Origin of the sequence: Nocardia salmonicida NBRC 13393 (assembly GCF_001613085.1) — a bacterium.
Taxonomy (GTDB): domain Bacteria; phylum Actinomycetota; class Actinomycetes; order Mycobacteriales; family Mycobacteriaceae; genus Nocardia; species Nocardia salmonicida.
In genome coordinates, this window is sequence record NZ_BDBR01000002.1 from 186,440 (window position 1) to 200,537 (window position 14,098).

Sequence of the window (14,098 nt, forward strand, 5' to 3'; positions counted from 1 at the left end):
GATGCCGGATCGTCCGGGGGAGCACGACGAGGCGGCGTTCGACCCGGACCGGTGGCGCGGCGCAGGCGACCGGATCGAGACCCTGCTGAACGCGAGTTCGGCGGGTGGCGTCGTCGCTCGCGAGCGTGCCGAGCAACTGGTGCGAGAGGTCGCCGACCTCTACGGTGCCGGGCTGGCGCGGGTCCTGGAACTGGTCGATGGTGGCATCCGTGAGCGACTCGTCGCCGACGATCTGATCGCGAGTCTGCTGCTGGTACACGGCCTGCATCCGCACGACGTGCACACCCGGGTCCGCGCGGCACTCGACAGCGTGCGCCCCTACCTGGGGTCCCACGGTGGTGACGTGGAACTGCTCGGCGTGGCCGACGGTGTCGTGCGCCTCGAACTGTCGGGCAGTTGTCGCACCTGTCCCTCCTCGTCGGTGACCCTGGAACTGGCGGTGGAGGACGCGGTGCGCGCCGCCGCGCCGGAGATCGAGTCGATCGAAGTGGCTGCCGCGCAACCGGAATCGACGGATTCATTGATCTCCGCCGATTCGTTGTTCGCTCGGGTACACGCCGACGCCCACCCGGTCGAGTCGCAGCACGGGAGCTGGATCGCGGTCCCGGAACTGGGAGAACTCGGTGCGGGCGAGGTCGGTGGCTTCGTCATCGGCGGGCAGACCGTGCTCGCCTGCCGGGTCGGTGACGATCTGTTCGTCTACCGCGATCACTGCCCCGCCTGCGACAACTCGCTCGCCGGCGCGGTTTTGCATCGCCGGATGGGTTTCCCGGTCGGTGACGCCGTGTTGCGCTGCCCGACCTGCCGGGCGCACTACGACGCCGTCCATGCCGGTGCCAGAGTCGACGGCGAAGGACATCTGGAACCACTGCCGGTGCTGGTGCGTGCGGGGGAGCTCTCGGTGGCCGTGCCGGTGGGGGTGGCCGGGTGAGTTCTGGGCTGGGGGTGCTGCGGCGCCTCACCGTCGACCGCAAACCCGCCGTCCCGGCGGGCGAGCGATGTGAGATGTGCGCCGAGGCCATCGCCGAAGAGCATCAGCATGTGGTGAATGTCGAAGGGCGCCAACTATTGTGCGTGTGCCGGGGCTGCTATCTGCTGTTCACAGACCAGAACGCGGTCCTGCGATACCGCGCCGTGCCCGACCGGTACCTGCGCTTCCCTGACTTCACCATCGGCCACGGCGAATGGGACGCGCTCGAGATCCCGGTGGGCCTGGCGTTCTTCTTCGACAACTCGGCGCTGGGCCGCACCGTCGCGTTCTATCCGGGACCGGCCGGCGCCACCGAATCCGAACTGCCCCTCGACCAGTGGCGCACGGTGCTCGAGCGGCACCCGGAGATCGCTGTCGCGGTTCCCGACGTGGAGGCGCTGATGATCCGGGTCCCCGAGCGGGGCACCGTCGAGGCGGCCTGCCTGCTGCTGCCCATCGACACCTGCTACGAATTCGTCGGCCGGATGCGGATGCTGTGGCGCGGATTCGACGGCGGTCAGGATGTGCACCGCTATCTCGACGAGTTCTTCGCCGCGGTCTCGGCGCGTGCGCGACCGGGTGGTGTGTGATGTGCCCGGCCTACTCGACGACCTTCGCGGTGCTCGACATCGCGCCGGAGCCCTACGCCGCGACACCGACGTTGTCGGCCCGGATCGGCATCGCGGTACTCGGTGAGGAACCGGTGCACGCCATCGCCCTGCGCGCGCAGGTGCGGATAGAACCGCACCGCCGCGGCTACACCGACGCGGAGAGCGCGGGCCTGGTCGACCTGTTCGGCCCACGCGAACGCTGGCGCGACACCCAGCGCTCCTTCCTCTGGATGCACTGCGCCACCATGGTTCCCGGCTTCCACGGCGGCGCCCAAGTGGACCTGCCGATGCCGTGTACCTACGACTTCGAGGTGAGCGGCTCCAAATACCTGCACGCCCTACGCGAGGGGACAGTGCCGCTGATCTTCCTGTTCAGCGGCACTGTCTTCATCCGGGGCTCCACCGGTTTCGCGGTGCAGCAGATTCCGTGGGACCGCGAGGACAAGTTCGAGATGCCGGTCTCGGTCTGGGACGACCTGATGGCCACGAGCTTCCCGAACTCGGGCTGGGTGCGGTTGCGGCGCGAGACCCTCGACGCGCTCGCCGCGTACAAATCCAGCCACGGGATGCTCGGTTTCGACGACGCGGTACTGAGCCTGCTCGACACTGCCGAGGAGGACCCATGAGCATCGAGCTGACCAGATCGCAGGCCAGGGCACGGGCGGTCGCCGACGCGGTGCTCTACGAGGGCTACCTGCTGTACCCGTACCGGGCCAACTCGCGAAAGAACCAGTCGCGCTGGCAGTTCGGTGTCCTCGGCCCCACCGGGGCGGCAGCGGCCGGACTCGGCGAGGACCCGGAACTGTCGGCCCAATGTCTGCTCGACGCGGACGAGTCTGCCTCGGTCACGCTGACCGTGCGGTTCCTGCAGCTGCAGCGTCGGACCGTCGAGGACGCCGGGAACACACCGGTCGCCGAGCTCGTCGCCGACGGCCGATCGTGGATCAGCTGGGACGAGGCGGTCGAGCGCGAGCAGTCGATCGGTCCGCTGCCGCTGACCGATTCGACCGCGCGGCTGACGATTCCGGCCGGCACCGACTATGAGACGATCCCCGGCCCCGACGGCGCACCGGCCGGACGACTGGTCCGACACCGCGCCCACCTCGATGCGGAAGTCCAGCTGACCGTGGACCGTGACGAGCGCTGTCTGCGTCTGAACCTCACCCTTCGCAATACCGGCACCCCCGCGACCGACCAGTACGACGCCATCGCCCGCTCCCTGATCGGCGCGCATATCATCGCCGAAACCCAAGGCGGCCAATGGGTTTCCCTGCTCGAACCGCCACCCGACGCTGAAGCGGCCGTCGCCCGATGCGCCCAGCACCGGTGTTTCCCGGTGCTGGCCGGGCCACCCGGCGACCACAGCATCGTGCTGATCTCGCCCATCATCCTCTACGACCACCCCGAGATCGCCGAGCAGAGCGAGGGGCCGCTGTTCGACTCCACCGAGATCGACGAGATCCTCACCCTGCGCGTCATGACCATGACCGACGACGAGAAGGCCCAGGCTCGCGCGACCGACGAGCGGGCGGCGCAGATCATCGACCGTTGCGACGCGATGACACCGGAGGCATTGCAGCAGCTGCACGGTGTCCTGCGGAATCCGCACGCCGAGCAGGCCGCGCTGATCCCCGAGGTGCCCGACGGCGTCGACTGGTGGGACCCGTTGGCCGACAACGCTGTTCGCCCCGATACCGACGCGATCATGGTCGGCGCGATCCGGGTCCGCAACGGCAGCAGGGTGCGCCTGCATCCGTCTCGGCGCGCCGATGCCCACGATCTGTTCTACGACGGCCGCACCGCCAAGGTCGTCTCGGTGCACGCCGATGTCGACGGGCAATCCCACGTCGGCGTGGTCATCGAGGACGACCCCGCTGCCGAACTGCACGAATGGTATGGCCGGTACCTGTATTTCGCCCCGGAGGAGATCGAACCACTCGACAGCCAACGAGAATGAGAGAAGAGGTCAATCATGGCCACGATAGGAATGATCGCGGTGGCGCTCGCCGCCGTGGCGGCAGCCGCCGCCGCGGTGCTCGGCGTGCGTTCGATACCGGATGTCCAGCGCTACCTGAAGATGCGCCGGATGTGACATGACGGCGCGGGTGCTCGTTGCGGGGATCGGCAACATCTTCCTCGGCGACGACGGCTTCGGGCCCGAAGTGGTGCGGCGACTACCGCCGCACGGCGAGACCGTGCGCGTGGTCGACTACGGCATCCGCGGCATGCACCTGGCCTACGACCTGCTCGATCCGTGGGACGCGCTGGTACTCGTCGACGCCGTCCCCGACCGCGGCGCGCCCGGCACCCTCGCGGTCTTCCACGCCGAACCCGACCCAGCGGGCGCGGCGCAGCTCGACGCGCACGCCATGAACCCCGACGCGGTGTTCGCGAGCGTCCGCGCGCTGGGCGGAACCCTGCCACCGACCGTCGTCGTCGGCTGCCAGGTCGACTCGGTGGAGGAGGGCATCGGCCTGTCCGATCCGGTAGGTGCCGCGGTCGATCCTGCTGTCGAGGCGGTGATAGCGGTCCTCGCGCGACTGGTCGCCGATCCGCACGAGTCGATCGCGGACCCGCCTGAGCCGGTCACCGACTCGCACGGGCCTGTCGCGCCGTCGAACCGATCGGAGGGGTGAACCATGTGCCTCGGCATCCCCGGACAGGTCGTGGAGATCCTCGACGGCTACCACGGTCAACTCGCCCTGGTGACGGTCTCCGGCGAGGACCGGAAGGTGAACATCGGCCTGCTGGAGCAGGATCCGGTCCGTCCCGGCGACTGGGTGATCATCCACATGGGCCTGGCCGTGGAGAAGACCGACGAAGCCGGGGCGGCCACCGCGCTGGCCGGGCTGAACCTGCTCGGACGAGGTGAACAGCTATGACCGCCGGCCGGCAACGCCGCCGCCTCGTGGTCCGCGGCGTGGTTCAGGGCGTCGGCTTCCGGCCCTTCGTCTACACCACCGCCGCCGAGCTGTCCCTGTCCGGGTCGGTGGCCAACGACAGCTCTGGCGTGATAATCGAAATCGAAGGCGCCCCTGCCGATCTGGACGAGTTCGCGCGACGCCTGCGCGAGCACCCACCGCCGCTGGCCGTCGTCGAATCGGTCGAGCAGACCCCCGTCGCGCTGCACGGCGGCACCGGATTTCGCATCGCCGACACCACCCGCGACGGCGGCGGCCGCACCCTGGCCTCACCCGATGTCGCGATCTGCGCCGACTGCGCCACCGAACTCGCCGATCCCACCGACCGCCGCTACCGCCACCCCTTCATCAACTGCACCAACTGCGGCCCCCGGTTCACCATCATCGCCGAACTGCCCTACGACCGGTCCCGCACGTCGATGGCCGACTTCCCGATGTGCGACCGCTGCGCCGCCGAATACACCGACCCCGCCGACCGCCGCTTCCACGCCCAACCCATCGCCTGCCCGGACTGCGGCCCCCGCCTGTCCTACCTCGGCCCTTCCGCCCCACTCGCCGAGGGGCCACTGGACTCGGCGCGAAACGTGTTGCGCGAGGGCGGGATTCTCGCGGTCAAGGGCGTCGGCGGCTACCACCTCGCCTGCGATGCCACCAACGAGCGCGCCGTGGCCACCTTGCGGGGCCGAAAGCGGCGAGGCGACAAGCCTTTCGCCGTCATGGTTCCCGACCTCGGCACCGCACGCACGATCGCGGAGGTCGACGACACCGCCGCGGTGCTACTCACGGGCCCCCAGCGCCCGATCGTCCTGCTCGCCGGCAGGGCCCCTGTCCGCATCCCCGCCGGGGCGGCATCCGACGCAGACTCGCACGACGTGCTCGATCGCGAGACCGTCGAACTGGCCGCTTCGGTCGCGCCCCGCAACCCCGACCTGGGCGTCATGCTCGCCTATACACCGCTGCACCTGCTGCTGTTCGGCTTGCCGGGCGACCGGCCCGGCCCGCGGGTGCTCGTGATGACCTCCGGCAATCTCGGCGGCGAACCGATCTGCTTCGACGACTCCGATGCCCGCACCCGGCTCGCCGAAATCGCCGACGGCTGGCTGTCGCACGACCGCCGCATCCTCACCCCCTGCGACGACTCGGTGGTGCGTGTCGTCGACGGCATCGAACTACCCCTGCGCCGCTCGCGCGGCTACGCACCCCTCCCGCTGACCCTGCCCGTCCCGGTACCGCCGATGCTCGCTGTCGGCGCGGACATGAAGAACACCTGCGCGGTCGGCGAGGGCCGCTATGCCTGGCTCAGCCAGCACATCGGCGACATGGACGACCTGGCCACCCTGCGCGCCTTCGACTCCGCCGCCGAGCACCTCGCGGAACTGACCGGGGTCCGACCCACCCAGCTCGTCGCCGACGCGCACCCGCGCTACCGTTCCACCACCTGGGCGCGCACCCACGCCGCAGGCCGTCCGGTGCACACTGTGCAGCATCATCACGCCCACATCGCCGCGGTCATGGGCGAACACGGACTCGGCGCCTCGGACACTGTCACCGGGATCGCGTTCGACGGCACCGGATTCGGACCCGACGGCGCCATCTGGGGCGGAGAAGTCCTGGCCGTCGGCTACAAGGGCTACCGGCGGCTCGCGCACCTGAAGTACGTGCCGCTCGCGGGTGGGGACGTCAGTGTGCACCGGCCCTACCGGATGGCGCTGGCGCACCTGTGGTCGGCGGGACTGGACTGGTCGGACACGATCGCCTCGGTCGCCGCCTGCCCCGCCGACGAACGAGCGGTGCTGGCGCACCAATTCGGCTCCGGCTTCGGGTGCACCCCGACGTCGAGCATGGGACGGCTCTTCGACGCCGTGTCCTCGCTGGCCGGGGTCCGCCACACCGTCGACTACGAAGCCCAGGCCGCGATCGAACTCGAGGCCCTCGCGCGCGCCGCCGACCCCGGCTCGCGCACCTACCGGTTCGGCCTCGACCACACCGCCGACCCGGCGGTGATCGACCCGGCCCCGGTCGTGGCGGCAGTGGTCACCGATGCCGATCACGGCGTTCCGGCCGCCGTGATCGCCGCGCGCTTCCATCACGCCGTGGCGGCGCTGGTCCTGGACCTGGCTCTGGATTTCGCACCGCGCCCGACGACCGTCGCGCTCTCGGGTGGGGTGTTCCAGAACGCGTTGCTGCTCTCGGCAGCACGCACCACGCTGCGCGACAACGGATTCCACGTCATCACCCATCGCCGACTGCCGCCCAACGACGGTGGTCTCGCGTTCGGACAACTACTCGCCGCCGGTGCGGGTTGAGCGAAAGGAGAGCAGCAATGTGCCTGGCAGTCCCGGGAAAGGTGCTCAGCCTGCACGAACGCGACGGCACCATGATGTCGGTCGTCGACTTCGGCGGCGTGCACAAAGAGGTGTGCCTGGAATACATTCCGGACGCGGCGATCGGCGACTACGTCGTGGTCCACGTCGGCTTCGCCATCCAGCGCCTCGACGAGGAATCGGCGTTGCGCACACTGGCCGAATTCGAGCACCTCGGTGTGCTCAACGAGGAGTTCGGCGACGGGTTCGCCCTCGCCGCCAAACAATCCGGGCTCCCCGATCCCACGGCAGAACCGGCAGCGACCGACTCCGGCGCCGGCGACGACACGGAGGTGACGTCATGAAGTATCTCGACGAATTCAGCGACCCCGACCTGGCGAAGAAGCTGCTCGACCAGATCCGCGCGACCACCTCCCAGCGGTGGGCCATCATGGAAGTCTGCGGCGGACAGACCCATTCGATCATCCGCCACGGCATCGACCAACTGCTGCCCGACGAGATCGAGATGATCCACGGCCCCGGCTGCCCCGTGTGCGTCACCCCGCTCGAGGTGATCGACAAGGCGCTCGAGATCGCCGCGCAGCCCGGGGTGATCTTCTGCTCCTTCGGCGACATGCTCCGGGTACCGGGTAGCGAGCGCGACCTGTTCCGGGTCAAGAGCGAAGGCGGTGATGTGCGAGTGGTGTACTCACCACTGGACGCGCTCACGATCGCCAGACAGAACCCCGATCGGCAGGTGGTGTTCTTCGGCATCGGCTTCGAGACCACCGCACCGGCCAACGCGATGACTGTCTATCAGGCCAAAAAGCTGGGCATCGAGAACTTCTCGCTGTTGGTCTCCCACGTGCTCGTCCCACCTGCCATTGCCGCGATCATGGAATCGCCGAAGTGCCGGGTCCAGGGTTTCCTGGCCGCCGGGCACGTCTGCAGTGTCATGGGCACCGAGGAGTACCCGCCGCTGGCCGACAAGTACGGAGTGCCGATGGTGGTCACCGGCTTCGAGCCGCTCGACATCCTGGAAGGTATCCGGCGCACCGTGACTCAGCTCGAGGACGGCAGACACCAGCTCGAGAACGCCTATCCCCGTGCGGTCCGCGCCGAAGGAAACCTCGCCGCGAAGACGATGCTCACCGACGTCTTCGAGGTCACCGATCGTGCCTGGCGCGGCATCGGCGTGATCCCCGACAGCGGCTGGCGTCTCTCGGAACGCTACCGCGCCTACGACGCCGAGCACCGGTTCGCGGTCACCGACCTGCACACCGAGGAGTCCTCGATCTGCCGCTCCGGCGAGGTGCTGCAAGGACTGATCAAGCCGCACGAATGCGCCGCTTTCGGCAAGCAGTGCACACCGCGAAACCCGTTGGGGGCCACCATGGTCTCCTCCGAAGGCGCCTGCGCGGCGTACTACCTGTACCGGCGCCTCGACCTGCCCTCGGAGGTGGCTCATGCGTGAGGACAACGTGGCGGCCGGAGTCGACATGGACAGCTGGGTGTGCCCGATGCCGCTGCGCGACTCACCGACCATCGTGATGGGCCACGGTGGCGGGGGAGCGATGTCGGGCGAACTGATCGAGCACCTGTTCCTGCCCGCGTTCGGCTCCGCGGCCGAAGCGGGCATGGGCGATTCGGCGGTGCTCGCCGTCGGTGGGGTGCGGTTGGCCTTCTCGACCGACTCCTTCGTCGTCAAACCCCTGGCCTTCCCGGGTGGGTCGATCGGGGACCTGGCCGTCAACGGCACCGTCAACGACCTGTCCATGGCGGGCGCGCGGCCGATGGTGCTGTCCACGGCGTTCATCCTCGAAGAAGGCACCGCACTCGCCGAGATCGCCCGGGTCGCCGAGGCCGTCGGCACCGCCGCCCTCGCGGCAGGGGTCAAGCTGGTCACCGGCGACACCAAGGTCGTCGACTCCGGCCACGGCGACGGCATCTTCATCAACACCGCGGGCATCGGCATCATCGACGACGGCATCGACATCCGCCCGCAGCGTGCCCGCCCCGGCGACGTCGTCCTCGTCAGCGGTGACATCGGGGTGCACGGCGTCGCGGTGATGAGCTGCCGTGAAGGTCTCGAATTCGGCACCACGGTCTGTAGCGACACCGCCCCGCTCAACGGTCTGGTCGCCGCGATGCTGGCCACCGGCGCCGATGTGCACGTACTGCGTGACCCGACCCGCGGTGGGGTCGCGGCCACGCTCAACGAGATCGCCGGCGTCGCGAAAGTCGGTGTGGCACTGGATGAAAGGAAGCTGCCCGTGCCCGATGCGGTCCGCGATGCGTGTGGGTTGCTCGGGCTCGATCCGATGTATGTCGCCAACGAGGGCAAGCTGGTCGCCTTCGTCGCCCCCGAGGACGCCGACCGGGTGCTCGCGGCGATGCGGGCGCATCCGCTGGGTTCTCGGGCCGAAGCCATCGGCGTGTGCGTCGAGGAGCATCCAGGCATGGTGGTCGCTCGCACCGCCCTCGGCGGCACCCGGGTGGTGGATCTGCCCGCCGGAGAACAACTGCCACGGATCTGCTGACAGGAGGCGCGATCATCGACGGGACGGAGATGTTCGCCCGCTACGCCTACGCGCCCAATCGGCTCGGCTACTGCGGTCCCGCTGACGCGCGGGCGCTGCACAACGGCTCGGCCGCCGAGATCCGCGCGCTGGCCACGCAGTTCTCCGGAGCCTGGCCCTACCTGCGGGCGATGTCGCGACTGACCGGCATCGCCGATCCGCTCGACCGGCGCCTCGTCGAGTCCTATTGGCTCGGTGGCGGAATCGGCGCCGACCTCGACGCCGGCGCGTTCACCACCGAACTGCTCGCGATCATCGCGCCGATGGCCGGACACTACTGGTCGCATCTGAACACCGACCTCGCCGAGGAAGCCGCCGCCAACCACGGATTCCACGTCTTCGGTGTGTATCCGTGGACCCGGCTGCTGGGGCGTGGCGCCGACGAGCACCCGATCCGCATCCTGGACAGCTGCCGCATCACCTGGGGGACCGTGGTGGCCCGCGCAGGCGGCGCTGCTTCCGTCCGGTGTCGGCGGTTGGTCCTGGACGGTCCGCTCCTGCGGTTGTCCGCTCCAGCAGTGCAACGCGCCGAGGTGGACGATCACCTCGCGACCGAGGTGGCGGTCGGCGACCAGGTCGCCGTGCATTGGGAGCGCGTGTGTGGCCGCCTCGATTCCGCTCAGACGCGGGCACTGGCCACCAGTACCGCACGGCAACTGCGGGTGACCAATCGCCGGTTGTCCGACACCGCGCGTACCGTTCGGCGGTAGTCGTTTTCAGCGAGGACGGCCCGTGACGATGGGTGCCGTCGAGGTCGATGAGGAGCAGGTTGTGTCGGACACGTATGTCGTTGCCGCTCGAATTCCCATGCGGCGGGAGGCATTCGACCATTGGCTGGAGACACCGGCGCCGGGGGAAGAGGCCATCGAGAATCACGGCGCGATGTATGACCGGTGGTTCTGGGACGGGAAGTCGCCGGATTGGCGGCAGGCTGAGGCGGGGGTGACGCCACGGGAGTATTTCGCCGATTGTTTCGGAGAGGACACCGGCGGGCTCACCTATGTACTGACCTATCGGGAGGGAGCGCTCGAGGCGTATCTGATGCACTTCGGGTTCTGTGAGTCGAACATCTATACCGCGCTGGTGATGCTCGCGGCGGCGGGGCGGTTGAGTTCCGAGGTGGCGCCGAGCACGGTGTTGTTCTGGGCCGAGACCAGCGGGTCGATGTTCGCGGCCGATTCGGACGGGTGGCTGGCGACGCTGCTGGTGGGTGTCAACGGGGCGCGGTTCGCCGCCGATATCGATCTCACGGCGACCATCGCGGAGCTACGGACAGCCGAGGCGAGCTACTTCGATCTGCTCGTCCGGTTGGCGGAGGTGGAGGAATCGGTCGGCGGTGAGTCGAGTTTCGCCGCGATCGCGCGTGATCCACGGTATGTCGATGCCGCGGTCCTCGCCGGGAACTGAGCGGGGGACTTTGTCGGTCCCGGACACCTGCGATGAATTCCGGACGCGGGCGACGTCATTACTGGCATGACGACACAGACGCTCGCCACGGCCGAGAGCATCCTCACCTATGACGTACACGGGCCGCTGCCCACTACCGACGGCCGACCGCCGCTGTTCATGATCGGCTTGCCGATGGACGCCAGTGGCTTCACCACCTTGACGTCGTACTTCGGCGATCGCACGGTGATCACCTACGACCCGCGCGGTCTGGGTCGCAGCACCCGTACCGACGGTCGGATCGACAACGTGCCGGCGGTGCACGCCGAGGATGTGCACGACATCATCAGCGAACTCGGCGTCGACTCGGTCGAGATGTTCGCCAGCAGTGGCGGTGCGGTAGTGGCGCTCGCCCTCGTGACCGCCTACCCCACGGATGTGACGACGCTGGTAGCACACGAGCCACCGCTGATCCCGGTACTTCCCGACGCCGCGGCCGCCGAGCGCGCTCGTGCCGGTTTTCGAGATGCCTACGTGGCGAAGGGCTTCGGCGCGGGCATGGCGAGCTTCATCGCGATGACTTCATGGCAGGGCGAGTTCACCGAGGACTACTTCGACCAGCCCGATCCCGATCCCGCCCTGTTCGGCCTGCCGACCGAGGACGACGGCGCGCGCGAAGACCCGCTGCTCTCGGACGTGTCCTGGGCCGTGAGCAGCTATCGCCCCGACCTCGCCGCGCTCGCCGCTGCCCCGACACGGATCGTGGTCGCGGTGGGCGAGGAATCCTCGGGCACCTTCACCGCCCGCACCGCGGTGCGGCTGGCCGAGCTTCTCGGTCAGCACGCGACGGTGTTCCCGAGCCACCACGGCGGCTTCGCCGGCGATGAATTCGGTTACCCCGGCCAACCAGAAGCCTTCGCGCACAAGCTGCGTGAGGTTCTCGACACGAGGAGCTGACGCGCGCTGCCCGGTGCCGGGGGAGCGGGCTCGCTACAGTCCGTCACCCGGGCACGGCTTCCGCCTCGCCGATTTGGCCGATGATCACGAGAGCCTGCCTCAGCAGGAGAGTCTGCTCGTCGGAGAGCTTGCTCAACTGCCCGGCGAGCCAGGAATCACGGGCCGAGACCTCATCGGTCACCAGTGCCCGACCAGCTCGCGTGACCGAGACGACGACCTGCCTGCCGTCGGACGGATGGGGGCTGCGCATGATCAGCTCCAGCTCGGCCAACGCGTTGACGGTCCGCGTCATCGACGGCGGCCGCACCCGTTCTCTGGTGGCGAGCGCACCCGGTGACATCGCGCCGTCGCGGACGAGTGTGGTGAGCGCCGAGCGCTGGACCAACGAGATCTGCGAGTCGGCGTGGTGCAGGCGCAGTAGGCGATCGAGCCTCATAGCGAGCAAGGACAGAGCTCCGGCCACAGCCGCGGTATTCGAGTTCGGTGACACAATCATGAACTTTACGAACAAAAGTGCCCGCTGTCCCCGTCTGGGGACAGTCGTGACCATCTCCTGAGCTGCTCGGTGCTGAGGAGAGACCGAACCCGAGGCCGGGGTCCGTACCGGAAACCTCCTGACAACAGCCAACCTGATCGACCGCTGTCGCCGGGTGCAACGTTACGCGGTGCTGTTGAGAAAGCTTGTGCGTGCACATGTTTCGAAGGTCTACGGACTGGGCTCAGGTTTGAGGATCCGCCTGGCACTCGCTCACGGACCGTGCGGCCGCGGATGCGACTCCCGCCGAGATTCCGAGCATGCCCACTGCTGTGACGACCGATGCCAGTGCGGCGATCCCGCGACGTCGTCGAACGGTTGCTGAAATAGTCTGATTACCAACGGGTTCCATACTTCAATGGTCTAGTCGGGGCGTGCCGGGCACATCAGGTCCCGACCCGGAGCTTTGCCTCAGGGATTTCCCTCGGTGTCCTCGCGGCCGGGGCGAGCCAACTGTCCCGCCGCGCGGGCACCGACTGTCGGGCAGGTCACCACGAATCACCTTCGGCGGCAAGGAAAGGCACGGCGAGACGGAGCAGCTCGGCCGGCCGGTCCAGGGGGATTATGTGGCCGCAGTCGGGGATGAGGTGGCCGGTCAGATCGGCGGTGATCGGGCGGAGCTGACGCTCGAGAGTGGCACCGACCGGGTGCGCGCCGATGGCGAGTGTCGGCGCTGTGAGTGGGCCGGTGGCGACGGCATCTTCGATCTGACGAGCGCTGATCGGGAGGGCGCGGTAGTAGTCGAAGGCGCAGCGAAGGGCTTCCGGTTGCCGAAAGGCGTCGACGAAGGCATCTCGAAGATGTTGTGGTGCACCGTTTCCGCGTGTTCCCGTGTCGAGGAACCAGTCGATGTACTCGGCTTCGTGGCCGGTGAGTACGGTTTCGGCGAGCCCGGGGACGGCGTGAAAGCCGAACCACCACGGTGGGCCCGCTGCCAGGAATTCCTCACAGCCTGGAAGGCGACCGAGTAGCGATTCCATGAGGATCAGGCGTCGGATCCGGTCCGGACGTCGCATGGCGAGCAAGAACGCGACCGGGGTGCCCGCGTCGATGGCCACGACGGCGGCAGACGGTTCGTCGAGCGCGTCGAGGATTCCATCGATGTCGGCGGCGAGCGTGCCCGCGTCGTAGCCGTTCGGCGCCCGACTGCTGTCACCGAACCCCCGCAGGTCCGGTGCGATGACTCGATGGGCTGTGGACAGCGGGCCGATGATCTCGCGCCACAGTTGCCAGGTGTGTGGGAAACCGTGCAGGAGTACGACAGCCGGACCGGAACCCGCTGTCGCCACGTTGGCGTAGGTGCCGTTGGTGGGGATCTTGTGCAGAGTGACGCCTACGGGCGGGGAATCGAGCATCGAGGTCTCCTGGTTACGATTGGTTACCAGCAAACGGTACGAAACCGTCGCTGGGCTGCCAAGAAGGCACTTTCCCGAAAGGTGGTGAGGTCGAGGTGACCACCCGGCCAGAGCGCGGCGATGTCTTCGATCCGCAGTGCCCGACGCGTCAGCTACTGGACCGCATCGGGACGAAATGGACGTCGATGGCGGTCAAGGTACTCGCGGACGCCGCGCCACAGGAAGTGCGGTTCGCCGACTTGCGGCGGCGGATGCCGGGAGTGTCGCAGAAGATGCTGTCGGTGACACTGCACAGCCTCATCCGTGACGGCCTGGCCGCTCGCCGGGTCGAGCCGACCGTACCGCCGCGCGTGCATTACCAACTCACCGAACTCGGCTTGTCGCTGGAGATTCCGCTGGCCGCGCTGCGCGCCTGGGCCGAGACGCACATGCCCGAGATCGACCTGGCCAACGCGGCCACCGACAGCGCCACGTAGCTGTC

At 68.4% G+C, this 14,098-nt stretch carries 17 protein-coding genes; 15 read left to right on the forward strand and 2 right to left on the reverse strand.

Going from position 1 to position 14,098, the window contains the following annotated elements; all coding sequences use genetic code 11:
• Window position 1: 1 nt before the first annotated feature.
• The 14 genes from NS1_RS01485 (at window position 2) to NS1_RS01545 (ending at window position 11,727) form a co-directional block, all read left to right on the forward strand.
• Entirely contained in the window at window positions 2-931 is a 930-nt protein-coding gene (locus NS1_RS01485) for a NifU family protein (protein WP_062981446.1), read from the forward strand.
• Complete coding sequence (locus NS1_RS01490; RefSeq protein ID WP_174562612.1) at window positions 928-1,560, forward strand: DUF5947 family protein; 633 nt, start codon at window positions 928-930, stop codon at window positions 1,558-1,560. Before NS1_RS01485 ends, NS1_RS01490 begins: the two co-directional genes overlap by 4 nt.
• On the forward strand, window positions 1,560-2,207 hold the full coding sequence (locus NS1_RS01495) for a DUF6084 family protein (protein WP_062980781.1): 648 nt from the start codon (window positions 1,560-1,562) through the stop codon (window positions 2,205-2,207). The genes NS1_RS01490 and NS1_RS01495 overlap by 1 nt, the downstream gene beginning before the upstream one ends.
• Window positions 2,204-3,538, forward strand: a complete 1,335-nt coding sequence (locus tag NS1_RS01500) for a hypothetical protein (protein ID WP_062980783.1) — start codon at window positions 2,204-2,206, stop codon at window positions 3,536-3,538. Before NS1_RS01495 ends, NS1_RS01500 begins: the two co-directional genes overlap by 4 nt.
• A gap of 15 nt (window positions 3,539-3,553) precedes the next feature.
• Window positions 3,554-3,673 carry a DUF6893 family small protein gene (locus tag NS1_RS42340; RefSeq protein ID WP_371852078.1) on the forward strand — a complete coding sequence of 40 codons (120 nt, stop codon included), beginning with the start codon at window positions 3,554-3,556 and terminating at the stop codon, window positions 3,671-3,673.
• Window position 3,674: 1 nt separating this feature from the next.
• Window positions 3,675-4,217, forward strand: a complete 543-nt coding sequence (locus tag NS1_RS01505) for a hydrogenase maturation protease (protein ID WP_056808977.1) — start codon at window positions 3,675-3,677, stop codon at window positions 4,215-4,217.
• 3 nt (window positions 4,218-4,220) lie between these two features.
• Window positions 4,221-4,463, forward strand: coding sequence for a HypC/HybG/HupF family hydrogenase formation chaperone (locus NS1_RS01510; protein ID WP_062980785.1), 243 nt, complete (start codon window positions 4,221-4,223; stop codon window positions 4,461-4,463).
• Window positions 4,460-6,808, forward strand: a complete 2,349-nt coding sequence (gene hypF, locus NS1_RS01515) for a carbamoyltransferase HypF (RefSeq protein ID WP_062980787.1) — start codon at window positions 4,460-4,462, stop codon at window positions 6,806-6,808. The genes NS1_RS01510 and hypF overlap by 4 nt, the downstream gene beginning before the upstream one ends.
• 17 nt (window positions 6,809-6,825) lie before the next feature.
• The gene (locus tag NS1_RS01520; RefSeq protein WP_062980789.1) at window positions 6,826-7,170 is read left to right on the forward strand and encodes a HypC/HybG/HupF family hydrogenase formation chaperone; all 345 of its coding nucleotides are present in this window, start codon (window positions 6,826-6,828) and stop codon (window positions 7,168-7,170) included.
• Window positions 7,167-8,279: a hydrogenase formation protein HypD gene (gene hypD / locus NS1_RS01525; RefSeq protein ID WP_056808969.1), complete on the forward strand. Its 1,113-nt coding sequence runs from the start codon at window positions 7,167-7,169 to the stop codon at window positions 8,277-8,279. Before NS1_RS01520 ends, hypD begins: the two co-directional genes overlap by 4 nt.
• Window positions 8,272-9,345: a hydrogenase expression/formation protein HypE gene (hypE, locus tag NS1_RS01530; RefSeq protein ID WP_062980791.1), complete on the forward strand. Its 1,074-nt coding sequence runs from the start codon at window positions 8,272-8,274 to the stop codon at window positions 9,343-9,345. Before hypD ends, hypE begins: the two co-directional genes overlap by 8 nt.
• A 29-nt stretch (window positions 9,346-9,374) precedes the next feature.
• Window positions 9,375-10,094 (forward strand): DUF6390 family protein, encoded by a 720-nt coding sequence (locus tag NS1_RS01535; protein ID WP_062980793.1) that lies wholly within the window; start codon window positions 9,375-9,377, stop codon window positions 10,092-10,094.
• A 22-nt stretch (window positions 10,095-10,116) separates the two neighbouring features.
• On the forward strand, window positions 10,117-10,791 hold the full coding sequence (locus tag NS1_RS01540; RefSeq protein WP_157125054.1) for a hypothetical protein: 675 nt from the start codon (window positions 10,117-10,119) through the stop codon (window positions 10,789-10,791).
• A gap of 66 nt (window positions 10,792-10,857) precedes the next feature.
• Entirely contained in the window at window positions 10,858-11,727 is an 870-nt protein-coding gene (locus tag NS1_RS01545; protein ID WP_062980798.1) for an alpha/beta fold hydrolase, read from the forward strand.
• Between the two features lie 43 nt (window positions 11,728-11,770).
• Here the strand turns inward: NS1_RS01545 and NS1_RS01550 are convergent, their stop codons facing one another.
• Both NS1_RS01550 and NS1_RS01555 read right to left on the reverse strand, forming a co-directional pair.
• The gene (locus NS1_RS01550; protein WP_084503401.1) at window positions 11,771-12,163 is read right to left on the reverse strand and encodes a MarR family winged helix-turn-helix transcriptional regulator; all 393 of its coding nucleotides are present in this window, start codon (window positions 12,161-12,163) and stop codon (window positions 11,771-11,773) included.
• A 587-nt stretch (window positions 12,164-12,750) separates the two neighbouring features.
• Window positions 12,751-13,617 carry an alpha/beta fold hydrolase gene (locus NS1_RS01555; RefSeq protein WP_062980802.1) on the reverse strand — a complete coding sequence of 289 codons (867 nt, stop codon included), beginning with the start codon at window positions 13,615-13,617 and terminating at the stop codon, window positions 12,751-12,753.
• Between the two features lie 95 nt (window positions 13,618-13,712).
• Here NS1_RS01555 and NS1_RS01560 point away from each other — a divergent pair, with 95 nt between their 5' ends.
• Window positions 13,713-14,093, forward strand: a complete 381-nt coding sequence (locus tag NS1_RS01560; RefSeq protein WP_062980804.1) for a winged helix-turn-helix transcriptional regulator — start codon at window positions 13,713-13,715, stop codon at window positions 14,091-14,093.
• Window positions 14,094-14,098 lie beyond the last annotated feature (5 nt).